24 protein-coding genes are annotated in these 24305 nt (G+C 74.1%); 15 read left to right on the forward strand and 9 right to left on the reverse strand.

The window, feature by feature from the left end; genetic code table 11:
• Positions 1 to 86: 86 nt before the first annotated feature.
• The 7 genes from AB0J72_RS42150 to AB0J72_RS42180 are packed head-to-tail and all read left to right on the forward strand — an operon-like array spanning position 87 to position 6887.
• A complete protein-coding gene (locus tag AB0J72_RS42150) occupies positions 87 to 1202 on the forward strand; it encodes an inositol-3-phosphate synthase (RefSeq protein ID WP_363410012.1) in 1116 nt (371 codons plus the stop codon).
• Positions 1199 to 2080 (forward strand): SCO3242 family prenyltransferase, encoded by an 882-nt coding sequence (locus AB0J72_RS42155; protein WP_363410015.1) that lies wholly within the window; start codon positions 1199 to 1201, stop codon positions 2078 to 2080. The genes AB0J72_RS42150 and AB0J72_RS42155 overlap by 4 nt, the downstream gene beginning before the upstream one ends.
• Positions 2077 to 2937: a sugar phosphate isomerase/epimerase family protein gene (locus AB0J72_RS42160; protein ID WP_363410018.1), complete on the forward strand. Its 861-nt coding sequence runs from the start codon at positions 2077 to 2079 to the stop codon at positions 2935 to 2937. Before AB0J72_RS42155 ends, AB0J72_RS42160 begins: the two co-directional genes overlap by 4 nt.
• Complete coding sequence (locus AB0J72_RS42165; protein WP_363410021.1) at positions 2934 to 3530, forward strand: EboA domain-containing protein; 597 nt, start codon at positions 2934 to 2936, stop codon at positions 3528 to 3530. Before AB0J72_RS42160 ends, AB0J72_RS42165 begins: the two co-directional genes overlap by 4 nt.
• On the forward strand, positions 3530 to 4381 hold the full coding sequence (locus tag AB0J72_RS42170) for a TatD family hydrolase (protein ID WP_344512871.1): 852 nt from the start codon (positions 3530 to 3532) through the stop codon (positions 4379 to 4381). The genes AB0J72_RS42165 and AB0J72_RS42170 overlap by 1 nt, the downstream gene beginning before the upstream one ends.
• Positions 4381 to 5517, forward strand: coding sequence for a metabolite traffic protein EboE (gene eboE / locus AB0J72_RS42175; RefSeq protein WP_363410024.1), 1137 nt, complete (start codon positions 4381 to 4383; stop codon positions 5515 to 5517). Before AB0J72_RS42170 ends, eboE begins: the two co-directional genes overlap by 1 nt.
• Positions 5514 to 6887, forward strand: coding sequence for a nucleotide pyrophosphatase/phosphodiesterase family protein (locus AB0J72_RS42180; protein ID WP_363410027.1), 1374 nt, complete (start codon positions 5514 to 5516; stop codon positions 6885 to 6887). The genes eboE and AB0J72_RS42180 overlap by 4 nt, the downstream gene beginning before the upstream one ends.
• Positions 6888 to 6960: 73 nt before the next feature.
• Here the strand turns inward: AB0J72_RS42180 and AB0J72_RS42185 are convergent, their stop codons facing one another.
• The 3 genes from AB0J72_RS42185 to AB0J72_RS42195 form a co-directional block, all read right to left on the reverse strand.
• A complete protein-coding gene (locus tag AB0J72_RS42185) occupies positions 6961 to 7836 on the reverse strand; it encodes a diacylglycerol kinase family protein (RefSeq protein ID WP_363410030.1) in 876 nt (291 codons plus the stop codon).
• A gap of 65 nt (positions 7837 to 7901) precedes the next feature.
• Positions 7902 to 10649: an AAA family ATPase gene (locus AB0J72_RS42190; protein WP_363410033.1), complete on the reverse strand. Its 2748-nt coding sequence runs from the start codon at positions 10647 to 10649 to the stop codon at positions 7902 to 7904.
• 440 nt (positions 10650 to 11089) lie between these two features.
• Positions 11090 to 11221 carry a hypothetical protein gene (locus AB0J72_RS42195; protein WP_363410036.1) on the reverse strand — a complete coding sequence of 44 codons (132 nt, stop codon included), beginning with the start codon at positions 11219 to 11221 and terminating at the stop codon, positions 11090 to 11092.
• 165 nt (positions 11222 to 11386) lie between these two features.
• Between AB0J72_RS42195 and AB0J72_RS42200 the strand changes: the two genes are divergently transcribed.
• Entirely contained in the window at positions 11387 to 12148 is a 762-nt protein-coding gene (locus AB0J72_RS42200) for a DUF72 domain-containing protein (protein ID WP_363410039.1), read from the forward strand.
• A gap of 324 nt (positions 12149 to 12472) precedes the next feature.
• Here AB0J72_RS42200 and AB0J72_RS42205 read toward each other — a convergent pair whose 3' ends face one another.
• Positions 12473 to 13447 carry a kelch repeat-containing protein gene (locus tag AB0J72_RS42205; RefSeq protein ID WP_363410042.1) on the reverse strand — a complete coding sequence of 325 codons (975 nt, stop codon included), beginning with the start codon at positions 13445 to 13447 and terminating at the stop codon, positions 12473 to 12475.
• Between the two features lie 273 nt (positions 13448 to 13720).
• Between AB0J72_RS42205 and AB0J72_RS42210 the strand changes: the two genes are divergently transcribed.
• Entirely contained in the window at positions 13721 to 14179 is a 459-nt protein-coding gene (locus tag AB0J72_RS42210) for a MarR family transcriptional regulator (protein ID WP_344512857.1), read from the forward strand.
• Between the two features lie 241 nt (positions 14180 to 14420).
• Positions 14421 to 15800 carry a serine/threonine-protein kinase gene (locus AB0J72_RS42215; RefSeq protein ID WP_363410045.1) on the forward strand — a complete coding sequence of 460 codons (1380 nt, stop codon included), beginning with the start codon at positions 14421 to 14423 and terminating at the stop codon, positions 15798 to 15800.
• A gap of 49 nt (positions 15801 to 15849) precedes the next feature.
• Here the strand turns inward: AB0J72_RS42215 and AB0J72_RS42220 are convergent, their stop codons facing one another.
• The 3 genes from AB0J72_RS42220 to AB0J72_RS42230 are packed head-to-tail and all read right to left on the reverse strand — an operon-like array spanning position 15850 to position 18544.
• Positions 15850 to 16668 carry a sugar phosphate isomerase/epimerase family protein gene (locus tag AB0J72_RS42220; protein ID WP_363410048.1) on the reverse strand — a complete coding sequence of 273 codons (819 nt, stop codon included), beginning with the start codon at positions 16666 to 16668 and terminating at the stop codon, positions 15850 to 15852.
• A complete protein-coding gene (locus tag AB0J72_RS42225; protein ID WP_363410051.1) occupies positions 16665 to 17828 on the reverse strand; it encodes a Gfo/Idh/MocA family oxidoreductase in 1164 nt (387 codons plus the stop codon). The genes AB0J72_RS42220 and AB0J72_RS42225 overlap by 4 nt, the downstream gene beginning before the upstream one ends.
• A gap of 8 nt (positions 17829 to 17836) precedes the next feature.
• Entirely contained in the window at positions 17837 to 18544 is a 708-nt protein-coding gene (locus tag AB0J72_RS42230) for a cupin domain-containing protein (protein WP_363410054.1), read from the reverse strand.
• Between the two features lie 86 nt (positions 18545 to 18630).
• Here AB0J72_RS42230 and AB0J72_RS42235 point away from each other — a divergent pair, with 86 nt between their 5' ends.
• Positions 18631 to 19647, forward strand: a complete 1017-nt coding sequence (locus tag AB0J72_RS42235; RefSeq protein ID WP_344512848.1) for a LacI family DNA-binding transcriptional regulator — start codon at positions 18631 to 18633, stop codon at positions 19645 to 19647.
• Between the two features lie 90 nt (positions 19648 to 19737).
• Here the strand turns inward: AB0J72_RS42235 and AB0J72_RS42240 are convergent, their stop codons facing one another.
• Both AB0J72_RS42240 and AB0J72_RS42245 read right to left on the reverse strand, forming a co-directional pair.
• Positions 19738 to 20469 (reverse strand): isocitrate lyase/phosphoenolpyruvate mutase family protein, encoded by a 732-nt coding sequence (locus AB0J72_RS42240; protein ID WP_363410057.1) that lies wholly within the window; start codon positions 20467 to 20469, stop codon positions 19738 to 19740.
• Positions 20466 to 21410, reverse strand: a complete 945-nt coding sequence (locus AB0J72_RS42245) for a hypothetical protein (RefSeq protein ID WP_363410060.1) — start codon at positions 21408 to 21410, stop codon at positions 20466 to 20468. The genes AB0J72_RS42240 and AB0J72_RS42245 overlap by 4 nt, the downstream gene beginning before the upstream one ends.
• A gap of 65 nt (positions 21411 to 21475) precedes the next feature.
• On the opposite strand from AB0J72_RS42245, the gene AB0J72_RS42250 reads away from it, so the two are divergent.
• From AB0J72_RS42250 to AB0J72_RS42265, 4 genes are all read left to right on the forward strand, one after another.
• Positions 21476 to 22162 carry a winged helix-turn-helix domain-containing protein gene (locus tag AB0J72_RS42250; protein ID WP_363410063.1) on the forward strand — a complete coding sequence of 229 codons (687 nt, stop codon included), beginning with the start codon at positions 21476 to 21478 and terminating at the stop codon, positions 22160 to 22162.
• A 47-nt stretch (positions 22163 to 22209) separates the two neighbouring features.
• Complete coding sequence (locus tag AB0J72_RS42255) at positions 22210 to 22398, forward strand: hypothetical protein (protein WP_344512841.1); 189 nt, start codon at positions 22210 to 22212, stop codon at positions 22396 to 22398.
• 92 nt (positions 22399 to 22490) lie between these two features.
• Positions 22491 to 23258 (forward strand): crotonase/enoyl-CoA hydratase family protein, encoded by a 768-nt coding sequence (locus tag AB0J72_RS42260; RefSeq protein WP_363410066.1) that lies wholly within the window; start codon positions 22491 to 22493, stop codon positions 23256 to 23258.
• A 105-nt stretch (positions 23259 to 23363) separates the two neighbouring features.
• A complete protein-coding gene (locus AB0J72_RS42265) occupies positions 23364 to 24302 on the forward strand; it encodes a serine/threonine dehydratase (protein WP_363410069.1) in 939 nt (312 codons plus the stop codon).
• The last annotated feature ends 3 nt before the right edge of the window (positions 24303 to 24305 follow it).

Consider the following 24305-nt stretch of genomic DNA (forward strand, 5'->3'; position numbering starts at 1 on the left):
ACGCGTTCTACGCTGCCAAATCAGCGACAATCGGCGATGTCGCCCACAAGATCGTCACACAATTCCAACCGCCTTTGGAGGGCCCGGTGCAAACGGGTGTGTGGCTGGTAGGCGCGCGCGGCTCTGTCGCCGTCACCAGCATCGTCGGTGCCGCCGCAGTGCGCGCCGGGCTCACCGAGCCGATCGGTTGTGTCACCGAACATCCCGTGCTGCGCAGCGACGCGCTGCCGGGGTTCGGCGACCTCGTCTTCGGCGGGCACGACATCGCCACCATCTGCGTGGTGAAGAAGGCGGAGGCCCTGGCCGAGGCCGGGGTCGTGCCCGCCAGGCTGGTCGCGACGCTGCACTCGGAGCTGGCGGCGGTGGACGAGGAGATCCGTCCACTGCCGCACGGCACCGCGGCCGAGGTCGCCGCCGCCGTCACCGCCGACCTGCTGGACTTCCGGCGGCGGCACAACCTGGCCCGGGTGGTGGTCGTCAACGTCGCCTCGACCGAGGCCTCCGTCACGCCGCACCCCGCGCACGCCTCGCTGGACACGCTGCGCGACGCGCTGGACACGCTGCCGCCGAGCTCCCTGATGGCGTACGCCGCGTTCGAGGCCGGCTGCTCGTTCGTCGACTTCACCCCGTCGACGGGCGCCCGCCTGCCCGCGCTGCACGAGCTGGCGCAGGCCCGCAACGTCGTGTACGCGGGTCATGACGGCAAGACCGGCGAGACGCTGATCAAGTCGGTGCTGGCGCCGATGTTCGCGATGCGCAACCTGCGGGTGAAGTCCTGGTCCGGCACCAACCTGCTGGGCGGCGGCGACGGCGCGACCCTCGCCGAGCCCGCCGCCAACGCGGCCAAGTCCGCCAGCAAGCAGCGGGTCCTCAGCGAGACCCTCGGGTACCAGCCCGACGGCCACACCCGCATCGAGTACGTGCCGGACATCGGCGACTTCAAGACGGCCTGGGACCTCATCACGTTCGCCGGCTTCCTCGGTACGCCGATGCGGATGGAGTTCACCTGGCACGGCTGCGACTCCGCGCTCGCCGCGCCCCTCGTCCTGGACCTCGCCCGGCTCGCCGCGGCCGCCCACGCCGCCGGCCGGGCCGGGCCGCTGACCGAGCTGGCGTTCTTCTTCAAGGACCCGCTCGGCGAGGTCGACCACGCCCTCGGCGCCCAGTTCGAGGCCCTCGCCGCGTTCGTGCGGTCGCTGTGAGCCCGGCCCGACCCGCCCGGCCCGACTGGCGGACCCTGGCCGAGCTGGTCCGTGCCCCCGCGGCGCTGAGCGTGCCCGGCGACGTCGTCGCCGGCGCGGCCGCCGCGGGCACCCTCGGGCCGCGCACGCCGGTCCTCGCCGGGTCGTCGGTCCTGCTGTACTGGGCGGGCATGGCGGCCAACGACTGGGCCGACCGGGACCTGGACGCCACCGAACGCCCCGAGCGGCCGATCCCCTCGGGGCGCATCACCCCCGGGACCGCGTTCGGCGTCGCCGCCGGGCTGACCGCCGCCGGGGTGGCCCTCGCCGGGCTCGCCGGCGGCCGTCGCGCCCTCGCCGTGGCCGTGCCGCTCGCCGGCGCGGTCTGGGCCTACGACCTGAAGCTGAAGAACACCCCGGCGGGGCCGGCCGCGATGGCCGCCTGCCGCGCCCTCGACGTGCTGCTCGGTGCGAGCGGCGGGCGGCTGCGCTCGGCCGTGTACCCCGCGGCGACGGTCTTCGCCCACACGTACACCGTGACCGCACTGTCCACGGCGGAGGTCCACGGCTCCACGCCGGCGTTGCCCGCGGCCACGCTCGCCGGATCCGCCGCGGTCGCCGCCGCGGCGGCACTGCCGGCGCGGCCCGTCGGCCGGTGGTCCTGGATTCCCGCCGCGCTGTCGGGCTGGTACGCGAAACGCTACGGCGAGGCGCAGCTGAAGGCGCTGGAGAAGCCGACGGCGGGCAACATCCGCGCGTCCGTCGGCGCCGGCATCGTGAACCTGCCGACGCTGCAGGGCGCGCTCACCGCCCGGGCCGGCGCGCCCCTCGCCGGGATCGCCGTCGCGGCCGCCGCGCCGCTCGGCCGGCACCTCGCGAAGCGGCTGTCACCGACATGAGTCTCCGATTCGGGTACGGCACCAACGGTTTCAGCAACCACCGGCTCGACGACGCGTTGACCGTCATCGCCGGGCTCGGCTACACGGGCGTGGCGCTGACCCTCGACCACCATCATCTGGACCCGTACGACGCCAACCTCTGGCGGCACGTCCGCTCGCTCGGCCACCGCCTCGCCGAGCTCGGCCTCGGGGTCGTCATCGAGACCGGCGCCCGTTTCCTGCTCGACCCGTGGCAGAAGCACGCGCCGACGCTGCTGGACGACGAGCCCGAGGCCCGGATCGACTTCCTGAGCCGGGCCGTGCGGATCGGCTCGGACCTCGGCGCGGAGGCGGTCAGCTTCTGGGCCGGCGTCCGCCCGCCCGGGGTGGCGCCGGACCTCGCGTGGCGGCGGCTCGTCACCGGCAGTGCCGAGGTCCTCGCCGCCGCCGAGGGCGTGGAGATGATGCTCGGCTTCGAGCCCGAGCCGGGCATGCTGGTCGAGTCGATCGACGACTGGGAGCGGCTGCGGGCCGACCTCGGCGCGCCCGTCCACTTCGGACTGACCCTCGACATCGGTCACTGCCGCTGCCTGGAGCCGATCTCCGCCGAGGACTGCGTGCGCCGGGTCGCCGGGTCGCTCGTCAACGTGCAGATCGACGACATGCGCCGCGGCGTGCACGAGCACCTCGAGTTCGGCACCGGCGAGGTCGACTTCCCGGCGGTGCTGCGCGCCCTCAACGAGACCGACTACGGCGGCCTCGTCGCCGTCGAGCTCCCCCGCCACAGCCACGCCGCGCCCGCGGTGGCCCGTGACTCCCTCGCCTTCCTGCGCGCCGCCGAAGCGCAGTCACTGGACCGATTCCAGGAGGTGCCATGAACCTGTACGACTCCCTCACCGCCGAGCTGACGGACACGGTGTGGCTCGACACGGCCCTGGAGACCGTGGCCCGCCAGCCGTCGGCGATCGGCCGGCAGTTCCCCGCCGCGGGCCGCCGCTGCGGCCGGTGGGCCCTCGCCGGGCTGCCCGGGTGGACGGTCGACGACGCCGCCCGGGTCCTCCTGCTGACCCGGCTGCCCGCAAGCGCCTTGCAGACCGAGCTGGAGCCGCTCTACCGGTACGGTGACGCCGCCGAGAAGCGCGCGGTGCTGCGGGCGCTGCCGCTGCTGCCGGTGCAGGACTCGTTCCCGGGGATCCTGCTCGACGCGTTGCGCACCAACGACACCAGGCTCGTCTCCGCCGCGCTCGGGCCGGCCGCCGCGTGCCTGCCCGCCGCCGCGTGGCGCCAGGGCGTGCTGAAGGCCGTCTTCATGGGCCTGCCGCTCGCCGACGTCGCCGACCTCGACACCCGCGCCGACGCGGAGCTCGCCACCATGCTCGCCGGGCTCGTCGAGGAGCGGCACGCCGCCGGCCGCGCCGTCGCCGACGACGCCACCGCGCTGCTACACCGCCTCCAGGAAAAGGTCTCGTGATGCGCATCTTCGACCCGCACATCCACATGACGTCACGCACCACCGACGACTACGAGCGGATGGCCGCCGCCGGCGTCCGGGCGCTGGTGGAGCCGGCGTTCTGGCTCGGGCAGCCGCGCACCAACGTCGGCTCGTTCACCGACTACTTCGACTCCCTCGTCGGGTGGGAGCCCTTCCGGGCCTCGCAGTTCGGCATCCGCCACCACTGCACGATCGCGCTCAACCCGAAGGAGGCCAACGACCCGCGCTGCCGGGACGTGCTGTCGGTGCTGCCGCGGTACCTGGAGAAGGACGGCGTCGTCGCGGTCGGCGAGATCGGCTACGACTCGATGACGCCGGAGGAGGACGAGGTGTTCGCCGCGCAGCTCGCCCTCGCCGTCGAGCACGACCTGCCGGCGATGGTGCACACCCCGCACCGCGACAAGGCCCGCGGCACCGACCGGACCATCGCCGTGGTCCGCGAGTCGGGGATCGACCCGGGCCGGGTCGTCGTCGACCACCTCAACGAGGTCACCGTCGCGCGGGTCGCCGAGAGCGGCTGCTGGATGGGGTTCTCCATCTACCCGGACACGAAGATGACGCCGTCTCGGATGGTGTCGATCCTGCAGGAGCACGGCATGGACCGGGTCCTGGTCAACTCGGCGGCCGACTGGGGCCGCTCCGACCCGCTGCTGACGCTGCGGACCGGCGAGGCGATGCTGGCCGCCGGGTTCAGCGACGACGACGTCGACCGGGTGCTGTGGCGCAACCCCGTCGAGTTCTACGGGCAGTCCAAACGCCTCGACGTCTCGGACCTCGCCTCCGCCGACGCCACCTTCGAGGGGAACTCGATCCTCCGCGGCGGGTCGTGATGCGGCTGCGGCACCCCGACGGCCAGGTGGTCCACCTGGCCTACGGGACCAACGTCCACCCCGCGGAGGACCTGCCCGGGATCCTGACGCAACTCGATGTCTACGCGGCGCGGGTCAGGTCGTGCCTCGACACGCCCGTGCTCGGCCTCGGGCTGTGGCTCGCCGCCCCGGTGGCCGCCGCCCTCGCCGGCGACGCCGAGCTGCGCCGGCGGCTGCGCCACGAGCTGGACGTCCGCGGGCTCGAGGTGGTGACCCTGAACGGGTTCCCGTACGAGGCGTTCCAGGCGCCGGTGGTGAAGAAGGCGGTGTACCTGCCGGACTGGGCCGACCCGCGGCGGCTGCGGTACACGATGGACCTCGCCCGGGTCCTCGTCGACCTGCTGCCCGACGACGCGGAGCGCGGCTCGATCTCGACGCTGCCGCTCGGCTGGCGCGACCCGTGGGACGGCCCGCAGGTCGCCGCCGTCCACCGGGCCCTGGACCAGCTCGCGTACGGGCTGTCGTTCCTGGACCGGCCGATCCGGGTCGCGTTCGAGCCGGAGCCGGGGTGCGTCATCGAGAACACCCTCCAGGCGACGGTGCACCTGGCCCGGATCGACCCCAGGTACCTCGGGGTCTGCCTGGACCTCGCGCACCTGGCCTGCGCGTGGGAGGACCCGGTCACCGCGGTGCAGCGGCTCGCCCGCACCGGCCTGCCGGTCGTGAAGGTGCAGGTGTCGGCGGCGCTCGCGGTCGACGACCCGTCCGTGCCCGCGCTCGCCGACTACGTCGAGCCGCGGTTCATGCACCAGACCCGCTCCCGTGGCTGCGCGGCGTCCTTCGACGACCTCGACGAGGCCCTCGCCAGCGGCGACGGCGGCCCGTGGCGGGTGCACTACCACGTGCCGCTGCACGCCTCGCCGGAGCCGCCGCTGCAGGCGACCACCGACGTGCTGCGGGCCGGCCTCGCGGCGCTGCTCGGCGGGCCGGTCGCCGGCTGCGACCACCTCGAGGTCGAGACCTACACGTGGGGTGTGCTGCCGGAGTCCCAGCGCCCCACCGGCCCCGAGCAGCTCGCCGCGGGGATGGCCGCCGAGCTCGCCTACGCCCGCGACGTCCTGCACGACCTCGGTCTCAAAACGTTGGAGCCTCGATGAGCAAGCCCCTGCTGGTCCTCGACGTGGTCGGGCTGACGCCCAGGCTGCTGCCGCACATGCCGCACCTGTCCGCCGTCGGCGCCGCCGTGCCGCTGCGCCCGGTCCTGCCCGCGGTCACCTGCTCGGTGCAGTCGACGTTCCTCACCGGGGCGATGCCCTCCGACCACGGTGTCGTCGGCAACGGCTGGTACTTCCGCGACCTCGGCGAGATCTTCCTGTGGCGGCAGCACAACGCGCTCGTCGGCGGCGACAAGCTGTGGCACGCGGCCCGCCGGGCCGAACCCGGCTACACGGTCGCGAACGTCTGCTGGTGGTACGCGATGGGCGCCGACGTCGACTGGACCGTCACCCCGCGCCCCATCTACTACTCCGACGGGCGCAAGGAGCCGGACTGCTACACGTTCCCGCCGGCGCTGCACGACGAGCTCACCGCCCGGCTGGGCGAGTTCCCGCTCTTCACCTACTGGGGTCCCGGCGCCGGCATCCCGTCCTCGGAGTGGATCGCCAGGGCGGCCGAGCAGATCATGGTCGAGAAGTCACCCGACCTGACCCTGGTGTACCTGCCGCACCTCGACTACGACCTGCAGCGCTTCGGCCCGTCCTCGCCGGAGGCCGCCGCGGCCGCCACGGCGCTGGACAACGTCGTCGCTCCCCTGCTGGCCGCCGCTGCCGCCCGGGACGTGACCGTCGTCGTCCTGTCCGAGTACGGCATCACCGAGGCCAGCCGGCCCGTCGACGTCAACCGCCTCCTGCGCGCCGAGGGCCTGCTCAACGTCTACACCCAGGACGGCATGGAGTACCTGGACCCGTGGACCTCACGGGCGTTCGCCGTCTCCGACCACCAGATCGCCCACGTCTACGTGCGCGACGAGGCGGACCTGCCGGCGGTGCAGAAGCTGTGCGCGGCCCTGCCCGGCGTCGGTGAGGTCCTCGACGCCGCCGGCAAGGCACGGACCGGGCTCGACCACGAGCGGGCCGGCGAGCTGGTCCTGCTCGCCGAGCCCGACGCGTGGTTCACCTACTACTACTGGCTCGACGACGCCCGCCGCCCCGACTTCGCCCAGCTCGTCGAGATCCACCGCAAGCCCGGGTACGACCCGGCCGAGCTCCTCTTCGACCCGGCCGCTCCCGGCGCGGCGAAGGCCCGTGCGGGGGTCGCGCTGGCCCGGAAGAAGCTGGGGCTGCGGTACATGATGAACGTGGTCGGCCTCGACGCCGGCGCCAAGGCGGTCAAGGGCTCCCACGGCCTTCTCCCCGCAACCGTCGAAGACGGCCCGGTCTGGATGTGCGGCGACCCGTCGCTGTCCCTGGACTCGGTCGACGCGACGGAGGTGAAGGGCCTGCTGCTGCGCCTGGCCGGCCTGGCCTGACCGCTCCGGTGCTGAGGTGGACGACCCGGTCGTCCACATCTGCCTCCCGGCGGGCCGTTCGAGGAGCCGGCGGTCAGCGGACGAGGAGCCAGGCGCCCTGGGCGACCGTCCAGCGGCGGCTGCGGAACGGGCCGGTGAGCTCGCCGTCGGCGTTGACGTGGAACGGGTCGCCTTCGATGCGGATGTCGCGGCCGCGGAGGTGGATGACGTCGTCGCGGCCCGGGTGGCGGCCCTTGCGCAGGGCGAGGGCGTAGCCGACCCGGGCGAGCGGGCCCACGGCGAACGACACCGTGACGTCGGCGAGGCCGTCCGTCGGGTCCGCGTCGGGGGCCAGCTCGCCGGTGCCGCCGGCGATGGTCGGGGCGTTGGACAGGCCCGCCATCAGGACGCGGCGGCGGCCGCGGGACACCACCGTGCCGTCGACGATGACGCGCAGGCGCCAGCCCCCGGCGGTGAACCCGGCGAGGACCGCGCCGATCGGGAACGCGGCGATCTTCAGGTGCTTCTTGAGGGGGCGGGCCTTCAGGGCCGCCTCGGCGCCGGCGCCGACGTGGACCGCGTTGATGACGACGCCGTCGCCGTCGGCGACGACCAGGTCGATCGGGCCGGCGATGCCGGCGGCGGCGATCCGGGCGGCGGCGTGCAGGTCGTCGACGGGGATGCCGGCGCCGCGGGCGAAGTCGTTGCCGGTGCCGAGGGGGATGAGGGCGACCTCGCAGGTGGCGGCCTCGCCGCGGCGCAGCAGGGCGCCGACCATCGTGTGCAGCGAGCCGTCGCCCCCGACGACCACCAGCCGCCGGCCGCGCCGGGCGTCGAGGATCCTGTCGACGTCGCCCTCGTGGCCGCAGGTCATGGTCTCGACGTCGCCGGTCTCGCGCAGGACGCCGAGGACGGATTCGACCGCCTCGGCCTCGGTCCGGCCGGCGAGCTCGTTCGTGACGACCAGCACCCGCCCACCATACGGCGGAGACGGGCGGGCGGGAGTCGTACACCGGCGGCAGAACGAGGCAGGAGTCAGCTGCCGGCGCGGACCCAGGCGGCGATCTGCGTGCGGGACTCCAGGTTGAGCTTGCTCAAGATGTTGGAGACGTGCACGGCGGCGGTGCGGGGGGAGATGTAGAGGCGGCGGGCGAGCTCGGCGTTGGTCAGGCCTTCCGCGAGCAGCACCGCGACCTCGCGCTCGCGGGGTGTCAGCGCCTGGTCGCCGGCGACGGGGGCGGCGAGGCCCAGCCGGCCGCGGAGGGCGGAGAGCTCCGCGACGCGCCAGCCGGACCAGCGGGCCAGGAGGGGCTCGGCGACGCGGACGTGCTGGCGGGCGGCTTCGAGGTCGCCGAGGGCGAGCAGGCAGCGGGCGGCGCCGACGTGCCCGGAGCCTTTCGTGGCGGGCAGGAGCATGGACGGTTCGGCGACGGCGCGGCGGTACCCGGCGAGCGCGGCCTTGTGATCGCCCGCGGCCTCGGCGATCTGGGCGTCGGCGAGCCAGCGCCACGCGTCGTCGAAGAACGGGTCGTCGATGGCGGCGGCGACCGGGCGCAGCTCGTCGACGGCGAGGCCACCGACGAGGCCGGCGGAGATGAGGTCGTGGGCGAAGTCGCGGCCGGTGACGCCGGTGGCACGGACGGCGTCGAGGACGGCGCGGAGCAGCTCGCGGGCCTGCTCGGTCTGGCCGCGGCGGGCCGTCAGGTGGAACTGCAGGCCGGGCACCGACGTCTGGGTCAGCATCGTGTACGTGTCGGTGGCCTCGACCATGCCGCGGATGACGGCGTCGGCGCGGTCGAGCTCGCCGGCCTCCAGGAGCAGGCCGGCGAAGAAGACGCCGTGGTAGTCGATGCCGTTGCGGGTGCGCAGCAGGCCGCGGTCGCGGCGGCGGGCGGACTCCAGCTCGGCGAGGGCGCCGCCGAGGTTGCCCTCCTGCACGGCGAGCCGGGCGCGGCCCTGGAAGTACGCGGCGACGGCGAGGGAGTCGAAGCCGGCCCGCTCCGCGAAGGTGCGCATGCGCTCCAGCGCCGCGGCCCAGTCGGCGGGGCCGCCGGGCAGGAGGTTGTACAGGTTGTTGAGCGACCGCGCGGCGAGCAGCCACTCCCCCGCCTGCTCGGCTTCCTGGGCCGCCTCGTTGAGCAGCTTGATGCCGTCGTCGACGCCGGCGGCGAAGTTGACCAGCGCGGAGCCCTTCTCGACCTTGCCGGCGAGCCAGACGCCGGGCAGCCCGAGCCGCTCGCCGAGGCCGATCGCCTTGTCGGCCCATTCGATGGCGCACTCGGTGTTGTCCATCAGCATGTACGCCTGCGCGATCGCCGCGTACGCGTACGCCTTCGAGGGCCCGTCGCCGAGGTGCTCGATCTCGGCCCGCAGCTCCTCGGCGCGCTCCTGCATGCTGCCGCTGCTGCCGACCTCCCAGCTGAGCCGCACGAGCAGGCGCAGCGCGTCGGCGCGCTCGTCGCCGGTGCCGGCCGCGGCGAGCCAGCGCCGGCCGAGCTGCTGCGCGTCGTCGAGGAGCCCGGCGAGCCAGGCGGCGCGGGCGCCGCACGACAGCAGCTCCACGTCGTCGGGCAGCTCGTCGAGGCCCATCTCGGCCAGTTGCAGCGCCTGGTAGGGCGAGCCCATCGCCAGGTACTTGGAGAGCCCGCGCCGGGCGGCCTCGACCATGTCGAGGTAGCGGCCGGCGCCCCGGGCGTGGTGCGCCACCAGGGCGTAGTCCTTGCTGCCGGTCGACAGCAGCGTCTCCAGGGCCAGCTCGTGCAGGCGGCGACGCTGCCGGGCGAGCAGCTCGTCGGCGAGCGCCTCCCGGGTGAGCGCGTGCCGGAAGCTGAACTCGTCGTCGCCGGTCTCCACCATCAGCCCGCGCCGCACCAGGTCGCGCAGGGCGTCGATGAGCTCCGGCTCGCTGTGGCTCGTCACGGCCGCGAGCAGGTCGAACGGCACCTTGCGGCCGAGCACGGCGGCGGCCTCGACGATCCGCTTCTCGGTCGGGTCGAGGTCGTCGAGCTGCCGGCGCAGGGCCTCCGCGACGTTCCACGGCAGCGGCCGGTCGCACAGCGTGTCGAGGTCCTCGTCGCCGTTGGCCTTGATCAGCTCTTCGAGGAAGAACGGGTTGCCGCCGGTGCGGTTGTGCAGCGACAGCGCGGTCCTGTACGCCGGTGGCCGCCCGGTGACGGACTTGAGGAACTGCGACGTCTCGGCGAGGTTGAGCCGCTCCAGCCGCACGTTGGTCACCATGTACCGCCGTTCGAGGCGGGTCAGCAGGTCGGCGAGCGGGTGCCGGCGGGTGACCTCGTCGGGCCGGTACGTGCCGACGAGCAGCCTGGTGCCGGGCAGGTCCGCGATCCGCTCGAACAGCGCCACGCTCTCCGAGTCGGCCCAGTGCAGGTCCTCGAACACCACCACCGACGGCCCGGGCGTCGTCAGCTGCCGCACGATCTCCAGCCCGGCCTGGATCCGGTCGATCATGGACCGCGACGCGTCGGTGACCGTCACGAGCAGCTCCGGGTCGAGCCCGGCCGAGCGGTGGCTGCTGTCGATCGCGTCGAGCAGCACCTCGAACGGCCGGCTGAGCGTGCCGGGATCGGCCTGCCCGTCGAGCACCGGCACCGTCTCGGGCAACCCCGTGATCAGCTCCTGCACCAGACGGCTCTTGCCGATGCCCGGCTCGCCGCCGAGCATGGCGATGGAAGGCTCGGACCCGTCGAGAAGCCGGCGCAACCTGCGCAGCTCGTCGTCGCGGCCGACCATCACCTGGCTCACTCCGCTACGGCTGGCCCGCACGCAACCAGCCTACCGGCGGGCGGCCTGTGCGTCGGCTGTGACGCACGCGACCTGCGCCACCATGGCCGGTCGTCCTCGCCGGCCAGCCGACGGCGCCGGCCCAGGCCGAGCAGGCTCTCCTGACGGTGCTGGACCTGGACGAAGAGGAACACTGGGTGCATCATGGTCGACTCCTTGGCTCGGTGATGTCTCCATCCTGGTCGTGTAAGGAGCCGTTTCCATCTGTACCTGTTACGTATCTTGAGCGCCGCGGCGATACCTAGCCGGGCCGGCCGCACGTAGTCACCCGCTACGCCTGAGGAAGAAGTCCATGGCTCGGGTCCGCCGCCGAGGGGTGGACGCGCGGCAGCCCCGGACCGGTCGACGTCCGCGCCACCCGGAGGGATTGGGTGGCCGGGACGCGAGGTCCGGGGCTGCTGGGTTACGCCGGTGCGGGCCGGTCAGGCCGCGCTGCCGGAGCGGTCCGCTCTGCGGCGGAGCTTCACTCGGCTTGACCAGTGTTTGGCCTCGTCGAGCATGTGCAGCTGGCGCTGGCGGACGAGCTCGGTCAGAAGGATCGGGTGGACGTTCACTGCTGGCTCCTCTGGATCGTTGTGACACCATCGTCGCGCGGTAAGGTCCGCGCAACATCGGTAACACTTACCTAAACGCCTCCGGGCGACATACGTAGTCGGCCGGGCGACCGACGTACGTACACGTAGGTGACAGTGCCCCGGGTTTCTGGGTAACCGGTCGGCATGATGCTCATCGGCACGTCGGGCTGGCAGTACCGCGACTGGAAGGGCCGCCTGTACCCGGCCGACCTGCCGCAACGGTGCTGGCTGGAGCACTACGCGACCGCGTTCGGCACGGTGGAGGTCAACAACGCGTTCTACCGGCTGCCCGAGCGGTCGACGTTCGAGGCGTGGCGGGAGCGGACCCCGGACGACTTCGTGGTCGCGGTGAAGGCCAGCCGGTACCTGACGCACGTACGCCGGCTGCGCGACCCGGACGAGCCGGTGCGGCGGCTCATGGACCGGGCCGGCGGGCTCGGCGGCAAGCTCGGCCCGGTGCTCCTGCAGTTGCCGCCGACGCTGAAGCTCGACGTGGCGGCGCTGGACGCGACGCTGGCCGCGTTCCCGGCCGGCGTGCGGGTGGCGGTCGAGCCGCGGCACGAGACCTGGTGGGTGGACGAGGTGCGGCAGGTCCTCGACGCCCGCGGGGCGGCGCTGTGCTGGGCGGACCGCCACAGCCGGCCGGTGACCCCGCTGTGGTCGACCGGCGGCTGGTGCTACCTGCGGCTGCACGAGGGCCGCGCGGCGCCGTGGCCGCGGTACGGCCGGTCCGCCCTCGACACCTGGGCCGGCCGCCTGGCGGACTCCTGCGCGGACTCGTACGTCTACTTCAACAACGACCCCGGTGGCGCCGCCGTCGAGGACGCGGTCACGTTCGCCCACCTGGCCGGCCGCAGGGGCCAGGACACCTCCCGGGCCGGAAGTCTGGCCGGCCACGGGCGCTGAACCGCCCCTGCCCGAGCGGGGACGCACACCGGCGCCGAGGACGGAGGCCGAAGGACGGTGGCCGGAAGCGGGGAGCCGGAGGCGGGGTGAGGGCGGGGGCCGCCGTACGCTGTCGCGATGGCCAAGTTCCTGTGCGTGATCATGCTCCTGATCGCGTTGTTCGCGTTCCTGATCTGGCAGCGCAACCGGCTGCTGCGGCGCGGCCACCGCGACCAGGACTGACCGGCGACGCCCGCGACCAGGACCGGTCGGCAACGCCCGCGACCAGGACCGATCAGCCTCCGGCCGCGGCGAGGCCCGTCGGCGCCGGCCGCGGGAGCGGGGTCAGCAGGGGTCCAGGTCGAGGGACTCGGTGGTGGCGGCGACGAAGAGGCCCGGCTTCGGGCCGCCCGGCAGCGTGAACAGCGTGCTGCCGACGGTCACCACCGCCAGGCCGTGCCGCGGGTTGGGCATCGGCGGCAGGGCGCGCCACCGGTCGGCGGCCGGGTCGTAGAGCTCGACCTGCGGAAACGTCGCCTTGCCCTCGCCGCCGGCGGCGATGACCCAGCCGTGGCAGGTGCCGGTCGCGGCCAGGCCGCCGCGCGCGGTCGGCAGGTCGGGGCGCTTCGTCCACGCGCCGGTGGCCGGGTCGAACGACTCGACGGCCGCCAGGAGCTGCCCGCCGACGCGGCCGCCGACGGTGTAGAACCGGCCGCCCGCGGCCGCGCCGCCGAGGTGCTCACGCGGTGTGGGCGGGCCAGGTGCGGAGCGCCACCGGTCGGCCACGGTGTCGTACACGAGCATCGACGCGGCCAGGAGGTCCTTGCCGGGGCCGATCCCGCCGGCCACGAAGATCGACGTGCCCAGAACGGCGCCGGCGCCGGCGCCGCGCGCCTCGGGCAGGTCCGCGACCGACTCCCAGCGCTGCGCGCCGGCGGGCAGGCGGAACGCCGCGGCGCTCGGGGTGCCGTCGGCGAGGAACCCGCCGAACACGTAGACGGCCCCTCCGGCCGCGGCGGCCATCGCGTGGTTGACGGCGAGCGGCAGCGGCGGGCCGGCCGTCCAGGCGCGGGCGGCGGTGTCGTAGATCTCGACGGTGCTGACGCTGCCGCCGTCGCGCTGGTACCCGCCGGCGACCACGATCCTCGCGCCGGTGACGGCGGCGGCGACCTCGGTGCGCTCCGACGGCGCGTCCGGCAGGCGCCGCCACGGCGAGGCCGTCTGGTGCTGCGTAGGCTCGGCGGGCCCGCCGCACGCGACCGCCCCACCGCCCGCGGTCAGGCCGAGCAGCGTCGTGATGGCCACCAGTGCGACCCGCATGTTTCCAGTGTCGTCGATGGACGCCTGGATCGGTACAGTCGGGCTCTTCAGAAGTTTCAATTCATCTGATAGCCGATAAATTGTGACGACAAAGCGGGCAAACAGTACGAAGACGGTCTACGTTTCGCGTTCATGGAATTGCTGTGGGTGATGACGGGGCAACGGAACCGCTATGTTTTCGATATTCTGTGTGTTCTATGGGGACCGGAGGGGGGCCGCCCACATGGGCATGCGAGGTGTCGTGTCGAGACATGAGCGGTTGCGTGACGACAGGTGACCGCTACGCAGGACGTCGCCGCTGACTCGACGGCGACGGAGACCGTGCTCCACCTGCACCGGGCGGCCAACGCCGTCAGGCAGCACGTCGAGCAGGTGGTGCTGCGTCCGCGGCAGCTGACGTGGACGGGGTTCGTGGTGCTGCGCACCGTGTGGGCCGCACGCAGGATGGAGACCCGGCACGTCGCGGAGCAGGCGGGCATCTCCAAGGCGACGCTGACCGGCGTCGTCGACACACTGTCCGGCCGCGGGCTGGTGCGCCGCAGCCCTCACCCCGACGACGGCAGGCTCGTGGTGCTGCAGCTGACCCGCAAGGGCCAGCGCCTCATCCGGGAGCTGCTGCCGGAGTCGCAGAGCGCGGAGGTGTTCGCTCTGTCGTACCTGGAACCGGCCCAGCTCGCGGTCGTCACGACTGCGCTGCGTGGAATGATCGCTCACCTGGAGCGACCACGCTGATCCGGGCGCGGTCCGCGTCATCTCATCGGGCCTCATTCGTTGAACGCTGGGGGTCAAACGTGTGACCTCCGGCGCGGACGTCCGCGCGGATCTCGACTAATGTCGAGGCACCATGCGCGGATGCCGCATGGGCGAAATCTGCCCGAACGGGCACGAGGGTTGCATCCAGGGTGGTCTTTTCATCTCGCGGTGGACGGACCAGACTGCATGGAACCTGTGCCGAGTGGCTGGAAGGACCCCGATGACCGAGGCTGGCACGCACGACGGCGCCGGTGAGTCCGGCACGCCGGACCTGCCGCTGCGCTCGGCCGCCCCGGCACGCCGCGCCACCATCGGCGACCTCACGGCCAACGACCCGATCCGCATCGACGACTACCGGCTGATCGGTCAGCTGGGCATCGGCGGCATGGGCACCGTCTACCTGGCGCAGTCCCCCGACGGCTCCCGCGTCGCGGTGAAGCTGGTGCACGCGCACCTCGCCCGCGACCCGAGGTTCCGGGTGCGGTTCGCCGGCGAGGTCCGGGCCGCCCAGCGGGTCCCCGGCTTCTGCACCGCCCGCGTGCTCGACTCCGGCATGCACGAGGACCGGCCGTACCTGGTCACCGAGTATCTCGAGGGCATCCCGCTGTCGCGGCTCGTCGCCGACGACGGCCCGCTCGACCCGGCGATGCTGCACAGCGTGGCGCTCGGCGTCGCGGCCGCGCTCGCCGCGATCCACAACGTCGGCCTGGTCCACCGCGACCTGAAGCCGAGCAACCTCATGGTCACGCTCGGTGGTGTCCGGATCATCGACTTCGGCATCGCCCGCGCGATGGACGCCGCGAGCGACATCACCGGCACCGGCAACATCGTCGGCAGCCTCGGCTGGGCCTCCCCCGAGCAGCTGCGCGCCGAGGAGCCCTCGGCCGCCATGGACATCTTCGGCTGGGGCTGCCTGGTCGCGTTCGCGGCGACGGGGCGCCACCCGTACGGTGGCGAAGAGGCCGCGGCGCGCGCCTGGAAGATCCTCGAGGGCGAGCCCGACCTCAACGGCATCCCCGACCCGGTGCGGGACCTCGTCGCGGCCGCGCTCAGCCGCGACCCGCTGGACCGGCCCGACGCGCGGCAGCTGCTGCTCGGCCTCGCCGTGGACGACCTCGACGTGGCGCCGCTGCCGACGCAGAAGCGCTGGCTGCGGGGCACGACCCAGATGTCGCGCCGCCGGGTGACGTCGATGGCGATCGCGGTGCCGATGGCGCTGGCGCTCGTCTTCGCCGCCGCGGAGACCACGACCGACATGATGGGCGGCAAGTCCGACCCCGGCACGCACCGCGGCAGCACCACCGGCAACGAGGTCGGCACCAACCTGTCGCCGGCGCCGAACCCGCAGGTGACCGCCGTGCAGCGGCCCAACCCGGGCGCCACGGCCGGCGGGGGCGACCCGACCAACGGCCCGCTGGTGCCCCCGACCGCGTCCGGGGTCGTCTCGGCCACGTCGACCGCCGCGCCGACGACGACGGTGACGACGCCCGTCCCGACGACCGACCCGACCACCACCGCGCCGCCGACGACGCCGCCCCCCACCACGCCGCCGACCTCCGACCCGGTGTCGGACCCGCCCGCCGGCAACCCGGGCGCCTGACACGGCTCGGGGCGGCGCCGGAAAACCGGACGCCGCCCCGCTCGGGTGGTCACAGGACGTGCGTGACGTAACCCTCGATCGACTCGGCCAGCACGTCGGCGCCGGGGCGCGACCACACGGTGTCGTGGAAGACCTCGACCTCGATCGGGCCGGTGTAACCGGTGGCGTCGACCGCCTCACGGAACCGGCGCAGCTCCACGCAACCGGTGCCCGGCAGGCCGCGGCCGAGCAGCACGCCCTCCGGCAGCGGGGTGATCCAGTCGGCGACCTGGAAGCACGCGATGCGCGCCTCGGCGCCCGCCCTGGCCAGCTGCGTCCAGACCTGGTCGTCCCACCACAGGTGGTAGGTGTCGACGGCCACCCCCACCGCCGGGGCGGGGAACGGCGACGCGAGGTCCAGGGCGTTCGACAGGGTGGACACGACGCAGCGGTCCGAGGCGAACATCGGGTGCAGCGGCTCGATCGCCAGTCGTACACCTGCCGCGACCGCATGCGGGACCAGCTCACCGATCGCGTCGCCGACGATCCGGCGGGCCGCGTCCAGGTCGCGGCTGCCGTCGGGAAGACCGCCGCTGACCAGGACCAGCACCGGCGCGCCGAGCGTCGCGGCCTCGTCGATCGCGCGGCGGTTGTCGTCGAACCAGCCCGGCGTGGTGAAGAAGCCGCCGCGGCACAGGGTCGTGACGCGCATGCCGGCGGCGCGGACCAGGGCGGCGGTCCGTTCGAGGCCGAACGTGTCCACCTGGTCGCGCCACAGCCCGATCTGCGTCACCCCCTGCCGCACGCAGCCGGCGATCGTCTCGTCGACGGGCCAGCGCTTGGTGGTGGCCTGGTTCAGCGAGAACCGTTCGAGCTGCCGGGTGTTCACAGGTCGAGGGCCGGGATGTCGAGGCGGCGGCCCTCGCGGGCGGACTGGAGGCCGAGCTCGGCGAGCTGGACGCCGCGGGCGCCGGCGGCGAAGTCCCACGGGAACGCCGCGCCGTTCTCCGGGCCGTCGACGACGTGCCGCAGGAACAGCTCCCACTGCGCCTTGAAGCCGTTGTCGAACGGCTCGTTGTCCGGCACGGACTGCCACTGCGCGCGGAACGGCTCGGTGACCGGCAGGTCCGGGTTCCACACCGGCTTCGGGGTGGTGCCGCGGTGCTGGACGTGGCACTCGCGCAACCCCGCGACGGCGCTGCCGTGCGTGCCGTCGACCTGGAACTCGACCAGCTCGTCGCGGCGGACTCGGACCGCCCACGACGAGTTGATCTGCGCGACGATGCCGCCCTCCAGCTCGAACGTGCCGTAGGCGGCGTCGTCGGCGGTCGCCTCGTACTGCTGGCCGAGCTCGTCCACCCGGGTCGGGATGTGGGTTGCGATGGTCGCCTGCACCGAGCGGATCGGGGCGAAGAGCTGCTCCAGCACGTACTGCCAGTGCGGGAACATGTCCACCACGATGCCCCCGCCGTCGGCGGCGCGGTAGTTCCACGACGGGCGCTGCGCGGCCTGCCAGTCGCCCTCGAAGACCCAGTAGCCGAACTCGCCGCGCACCGACAGGATCCGGCCGAAGAAGCCGCCGTCGATGAGGCGCTTCAGCTTGCGCAGGCCCGGCAGGAACAGCTTGTCCTGCACGACGCCGTGCTTGATGCCGGCGGACCGCGCGGCGCGGCACAGCGCGACGGCGGCGTCGGTGTCCTCCGCCAGGGGCTTCTCGGTGTAGACGTGCTTGCCGGCGTCGATGGCCGCGCGGATCGCCTTCTCCCGCTGCTGGGTCACCTGCGCGTCGAAGTAGATCTGCACGTCGGGGCGGGCCAGCGCGGCGTCGAGGTCGGTCGTCCACTCGGTCAGGCCGTGCCGCTGGGCCAGCTGCTCCAGCTTGTCGGCGTTGCGTCCGACCAGGACGAGCTCCGGCCAGATCAGCGAGCCGTCGCGGGACGGCAGGCCACCCTCTTCGCGGATCGCGAGCAGCGAACGGACCAGATGCTGGCGGTACCCCATGCGGCCGGTGACGCCGTTGAGCACGATACCGATCGGGATGCGGGACACAGGACTCCTCAGGCGGCGGTGGCGTGGTAGGTGTCGAGCAGGCCGCACATGCCGTGCCGGCCGTGTTCGCTCGGCCGCGGCAGCACGCTGATGCCGCCGTGGCCGAGGTGACTCGCGTCGCCGGCGGCGAGCGCGTCGATCTGCCTCCCCGTCTCCAGCGCGGCCTGGAGCGCGCCGCGCTCCCACTTCTCGCGCCAGGCGGGCAGCTTCGGGGCGATCAGCCGGGCGGCGGCCGCGTGGAACTCGCCGAGCGCGTCGAGGCCCTTGTCGCGCAGCATGAGGAAGCCGGTGACGGCCAGGTCGCGGCGGCGGAAGGCGGCGCTCAGGTCGGTGCCCGGCACGCCGCCCTCGGGCAGCCGCACGGCCTCCGCGTAGGCGTCAGGGTCGGCGAGGACGTCGGGCGGGAACGTCAGGACCGCGTCGCCGGCCTCGGGCAGGCCGCTGTTCTGCATCACCACGACGATCTGCAGGCCGCCCTGGTTGACGAGGCGGTGGATCGTGCCGGGCGGGAACCAGGCGACGGTGCCGGCCTCGAGTCGCGTCTCGCGGTAGCCGCCGCTGGACAGCGTCTGCACGAGCCCCTCGCCGGCGGTCACCACGTACCCCTCCGAGCAGGTGAGGTGCATGTGCGGCGTCCCGCCGAGCAGCCCGTCGGGGGCGAGCGAGTCGTAGACGGACAGCCGGGAGATTCCGACCGCACCGGGCAGCTGGTCCATCTTCGATCCTCCAGGAAAACGCTTTCCTCTGGTGATGTCGACGCTAACCCGTATGCTGCGAACGAGTCAATGGAAGGGGGCGGATGATGGCGACGCTCGCCGACGTGGCCCGCCGTGCCGGGGTGTCTCCCGCGACCGCCTCGCGGATCATCAGCGGCAGCACGAAGCTCGTCACCGACGAGCTGCGCGAGCGGGTGCTGCGCGCCGTGGACGAGCTGCAGTACGTGCCGAACGCGCACGCGCAGTTCCTCGCCCGCGCGCAGCGGACCGCGGTCGGCGTGATCGTGCACGACGTCTCCGACCCGTACTTCGCCGAGATCACCCGGGGGCTGCAACAGGTCGCCACGGCGAACGGGCGGCTCGTCATCATCTGCAACAGCTACCGCGACCCGTCGCGCGAGCTGGAGTACGTGGAGCTGCTGCGGGCCCAGCAGGTCGCCGCGATCATCCTGGCCGGCTCCGGCTACCACGACCCGGCGTTCACGAAGGCGCTGACCGGCAAGCTCGCCGCCTACACCCGTACCGGCGGCCGGGTCAGCGTCATCGGCCGGCACGAGCTGCCCGGCGACGCCGTCATGCCCGCCAACGCCGACGGCGGGCACCTCGCCGGGGTGGAGGTGTTCGGCGGCGGGCACCGCAAGGTCGGGGTCATCGCCGGCCCGAAGGTGCTGACCACGACCACCGACCGGCTCGCGGGGCTGCGCCGGGCGGCCAAGCAGTACGGGCGGACGCTGCCGCCGCGCCGGATCGTCTTCGCCGACTTCGACCGCGACAGCGGCGCCGACGCCACCCGCCGGCTGCTGGACGACTCCCCCGACCTGACGGCGATCGTCGCCCTGAACGACTCCATGGCCGTCGGCACGCTCAGCGTGCTGCGCGAGCGGGGGATCGCGGTGCCGTCGCAGATGAGCGTGGTCGGGTTCGACGACATGCCGATCGCCCGGGACGTGACGCCGGCGCTGACCACGGTCCGGCTGCCGCTGACGGAGATGGGGGCGCGGGCGATGACCCTGGCCCTGGAGGACCGGGCGCGGACGCCCCGCGTGGAGCCGGCCGCCGCCACCTTGGTGCACCGCGAGTCCTCGGCGCCGCTGGCCACCTGACACGTTTCTGGTCCTTGCCGCCCCTGGGCGGCGGCCCGGTCCTTGTCGTCCCTTGGCGGCGGCTTGGCCCTTGGCGGCGGCTTGGCTTTGTCAGCCCGTGGCGGCCATGTCCGCGTATGTCGGCAGGCCCGCGGTGCGCACCGGGGTGCCGTCGCGGACCGCGCGGGCGGCCTCCACGGCCGCGGCGAGCGCCGCCCGGAACAGCAGCGACCCGGTGCTCACCCGCCGCACGCCCAGCGCCGTCAGCTCTGCGAGGGTGGGCCCGCAAGGGTCGTGCAGGACGTTGACCGGCACGTCCACCGCACGGACGACGGCATCGATGTCGCCCGGTTCCCGCAGCCCCGGGACGAACACCCCGTCGGCGCCGGCGTCCGCGTACGCCCGCACCCGCCGCACCGCCTCGCCCAGGTCACCGGCTCGCTGCCAGTGCGTGTCGGTGCGCGCGTTGACGAACAGCTCGGGCACCTCCCGCTTCACCGCCCTGATCAGGCGCACCTGCGTCCCGACCGGACCCATCGCGTCCTCGACGTTGACCCCGGCGGCTCCTGCGGCGGCGACCGCGACGGCCATGCCCACCGAGCCCCGCTCGATGTCGACGGTCACGTGGCAGGGCAGCCCGGTGATCCTCCGGACGAGCCGCAGCGCGTCGGCGTCGGTGGCACCTTCCCCGTCGGGCACGCCGTTCGCCGCGGCGACCCCGAGGCTCGTCGTCCCGACCGCCACGAACCCCGCCCGCACCAGCATCCTGGCCGACGCGACGTCCCAGGCGTTCGGCAGGACCAGCGGCGCACCCGAGCGGTGCAGGGACCGGAAGTCACTCACCGCCCACCTCCCGGGTGCTCCGCCACCGAGGCGCTGACGACCCCTTGGGCGATCGCGATCGCGTGGGCGCGGCCCGGACAACGCCGCGGACCCGCACCGAACGGGATGCCCTGGAGGCTGACGCGCACCACCTCACCCGCCTCGACCCGGATACCGCCCACCCCGACCGGGCTCCCCGAACGCCCGACCGGCTCAACGTGCACTCCGGGACGCCCCTCCGACTCGACGCGGACTTCGGAAAGTTCCCCCGGCCCGACACGGACCTCGGAACGCTCGTCCAGCCCGGCGCCGGCCTCGGGGCGGTCGGCCGGCTCGGCGGCGGTGTCCGTTCGGTTGGCCGGTTCGGCGCGGGTGCCGGAGAGGCCGGTCGGCTCTGGGTGGCCGGCGGTGAGGGTGACCGGCCGGGTGGCCATGCGCTTCGTGGCCGGGACCGGCGGGGTGTCGCGCAGCGCCGCTTCCAGGCTCGTGGCGCGGGCCCGGGCGATCAGGGCGGCCGTCGCGTCGCAGGCCTGGACCAGCAGGCCGATCCGCGCGGCGGTGGTCTCGTCCGGTGTTCCGCCGCACAGGTCCACCAGCGCGCGCACCGCCTCGTCGGCCGCGGGCTCGTCGCCGGTGCCCGGGTGGTACGCGGCGGCGACGACACGGACCGCGGCGAGGGTCGTTCGTGAGGAGGAGGGCAGGCCGAGGGCGGTGCACAGGAGTTGCACGGGGTGGAGGTGCGGGGATGACGCGGCCGCCTCCCGGAGCGCCACGGGGTCCACTGTGGACAGCAGGGACTCGCTGAGGGCACGGCGGCGGGTGTACGCGTCGCCGGCGCTGAACCGGCCGACGGCGGATCGCAGCCAGGCGATGCCGTGGGTGGCGGCGGGCACCGGCGGGACCACGAACGCCGGGTCGTGGAGCACGGCGAGGGCGGCGCCCGGGTCGTCGATCGTCTGCATGGTCCGACGGTAGGACCGCGACCGTTCGGTCCGGGACGAACTGACCGGCGCGGACAATCGGGGGTATGACCGCACCGTCCTCGCTCGCGCAGCTCGCCGCGCTCCTCGCCGACGAGACCCGGGCCGCGATGTGCCTGGCGCTGCTCGACGGCCGGGCCTGGACCGCCGGCGAGCTGGCCCGGCACGCCGGGGTCGCCCGGTCCACCGCGACCGAGCACCTGCACCGGCTGACGGCCGGCGGGCTGCTGGCCGAGGAGCGGCAGGGGCGGCACCGGTACGTCCGGCTCGCCGACGCCTCCGTCGCCGCGCTGCTGGAGGACATGTCGGCGCGGCTGGCGCCGGACGCGACGCGGCCCACCGGGCTGCGCGCGGCGACGGCGTCGGCGGCGCTCGCGCGAGGGCGGACCTGCTACGACCACCTCGCCGGGCGGCTCGGCGTCGCGGTCACGGACGCGCTGACGGCGCGGGGGCTGTTGGACCAGTCGGGAGGGTTCGCGCTGACGGAGGCGGGCCTGCGCTGGATGGCCGGCCAGGGCCTGCGGCTCGACGGCGGCAAGCGGCCGGTGGCCCGCGCCTGCCTCGACTGGACGGAGCGGCGCCCGCACCTCGCCGGGGTCGCCGGGGCACGGCTGTGCGAACGCTTCCTGGCCCGCGGCTGGGTCGCGCGGATCGGGTCCGGGCGCGCCGTGCGGGTCACCCCGGACGGCCGGGCCGCCCTCGCCGACCTGCTCGGCATCGACGGCGTCGATTAGGTTTCACGGCCGTTGGGTACTCAGCGATCACTACGAAGGAGGCCGTTGTGTTCGCTGTGATCGCCGCGATCCTGTTCGCTGTCGCGCTGCTGATGGACCTGTTCGGGGCCGACGCCGGGCCGGTGCTCGACGTGGGGACCCTGAGCCTGGCCGGGTTCCTGTGCGTCGCCCTGCACCTCGCCGGCGCGGGCACCTGGCACACCCGCTACGGAAGCTACCGCCGGCGGCGCCGCTGAGCGTGCTCGCCGCACGGGCCTTGCACGGCCGCGTCCGACCCGGGAACGGGGTCCGGGCGCGGCCGTCGCCCTTTCCGGCGACACTGGCCGGTATGAGCGTGCGCATCGAACGGTCCGGACCCGTGTGGACGGTCGTGCTCGACCGGCCGGAGACCCGCAACGCCGTCGACCGGGACACGGCGGAGCGGCTCGCGGCGGCGTTCCGCGAGTTCGACGCCGACGACACCGCCGCGGTCGCCGTGCTGTGGGGCGCCGGCGGCACGTTCTGCTCCGGCGCCGACCTGAAGGCGGTCGCGGCCGGCACCGGCAACCGCGTCGAGCCCGACGGTGACGGCCCGCTCGGCCCGACCCGGATGCGGCTCGCCAAGCCCGTGATCGCGGCGGTCGCCGGGCATGCCGTCGCGGGCGGACTGGAGCTGGCGATCTGGTGCGACCTGCGGGTCGTCGAGGAGACGGCGACGTTCGGCGTGTACTGCAGGCGCTGGGGCGTGCCGCTGATCGACGGCGGAACGGTCCGGCTGCCGCAGTTGATCGGGGTCGGCCGCGCCCTCGACCTGATCCTGACCGGCCGGCCCGTCGACGCGGCGGAGGCGCACCGCATCGGCCTCGCGGACCGCGTCGTGCCGCCGGGCGAGGCCAGGCGCGCGGCGGAGGCCCTGGCCGCGACGCTCGCCGACCTGCCGCAGGAGTGCCTGCGCAACGACCGCCGTTCGGTGTACGACTCGCTGGGCCGCCCCCTCGAAGACGCCCTCGCGATCGAGCACCGCCTCGGCGTCGCCTCGCTCCGCGCGGGTGCCACCGGCGGCGCCGCCAGGTTCGCTTCCGGCGAGGGCCGCGGCGGCCGACCCGCCGGCCCCTGACCCGCACCGGCACTGACGGGGCAAAGCCATTGACCAGCGCCTGCGGGGGCGGTGGTGGGCGCTGTCTCGACGTGGGTGCGGGTGGGGTGGACGTAGGGTGGGCGCATGGTCGACAGGGACGCGGTGGAGGCGGCGGCGCGGCGGATCGAAGGGCATGTGCGGCGCACCCCGTCGGTCGAGGTGGCGCCCGGGCTGTGGTTCAAGCTGGAGCTCCTGCAGCACAGCGGCTCGTTCAAGGCGCGCGGTGCGTTCAACCGGATCCTCGCCGCCCGGGAGGCCGGTGAGCTGCCGGCCGCGGGGGTCGTCGCGGCGTCGGGTGGCAACGCGGGGCTGGCGGTGGCGTTCGCGGCGGCGCGGCTCGGCATCCCGGCGGAGGTGTTCGTGCCGGAGGTCGCGCCGGCCGTGAAGGTCCGCAAGCTGCGGCAGCTCGGCGCCGTCGTGCACCAGCACGGGCGGGAGTACGCGGAGGCGTACGCGGCCTCGACGATCCGGGTCGCGGAGACCGGGGCGCTGTTCGTGCACGCGTACGACCAGCCGGAGATCGTCGCCGGGCAGGGCACGCTCGCGCTGGAGCTGCCCGAGGTCGACACGGTCCTGGTCGCCACCGGTGGCGGGGGGCTCGTCGGTGGCGTCGCGGCGGCGGTCGGTGACCGGGCTCGGGTCGTCGCCGTCGAGCCGGCCGGTGCACCGACCTTGCACGCGGCCCTCGCCGCGGGTCGTCCCGTGGACGTAGCGGTGGACAGCGTCGCCGCCGACTCGCTCGGTGCGCGGCGGGTGGGGACGATCGCGCTCGCCTCGGCCGTCCGGCACGGGGTGCGCAGCGTGCTCGTGGACGACGAGGCGATCGTCCGGGCCCGCCGGCGCCTGTGGGCGGAGCACCGGATCGTGGTCGAGCTCGGCGCGGCCGCCGCCTACGCGGGGCTCGGGCGGCTCGACGACGCGGGGCGGGTGGCGGTGGTGCTCTGCGGGGCGAACACCGACCCGGCCGACCTGGTCGACGCAGCGCCCGCTGAGACAGTTCAGGATCTGTCTCAAGGCGTGTAACCT

It is taken from the genome of Dactylosporangium sp. NPDC049742, from assembly GCF_040674675.1.
GTDB classification, from domain to species: Bacteria; Actinomycetota; Actinomycetes; order Mycobacteriales; family Micromonosporaceae; genus Dactylosporangium; species Dactylosporangium maewongense.